At 46.0% G+C, this 461-nt stretch carries 1 protein-coding gene; it reads right to left on the reverse strand.

What is annotated here, in order from left to right; translation table 11 throughout:
• Positions 1–433 (reverse strand): fatty acid desaturase (locus A3751_RS00620; protein ID WP_197466062.1); only part of this gene is annotated, 433 nt, incomplete at its 3' end.
• Between the last annotated feature and the right edge of the window lie 28 nt (positions 434–461).

The following is a 461-nucleotide window of genomic DNA, read 5'->3' on the forward strand; positions in this document are numbered from 1 at the left end:
CGATAGCTGGCTGAATAATTTCATTGCTGAAAGACCACTCAGATTTACCCATTCTCTTTAATCGAGCGGATTCCAGTTCCCAAGCTCGACGAAACGCCCCAGGAATTTCGCGCTTCACAAACTTGTAAAGTGACTCACCCATTCTTGAAGAAGCTGGATCTTCAGGTGTCGCTACATCTTTGTGATGACCTTTATTGTGCTCAATAAAGAAGTGCCCATAGCCAGAAAGAGCTAGCGCCATTTTGGCGAAGAATACTTGAACTCGATCATTGATCTTGTGCCCCATCTCATGGCCCAAGTTAACGCCAATACCTGCTACCAGTCCCGCGGACAACGCGCCGCCCAGAAAGCTAAACCAAGACCATTCATATTGAGAAACAGTGTATGCACAGGCAATCACTCCCGCCCAAAGTAATGGCACGGTCAGATACATAACTTTCTTGTAGTATTCTTCAGACTTA

The sequence above is a fragment of the Oleiphilus sp. HI0080 genome (assembly GCF_001635135.1).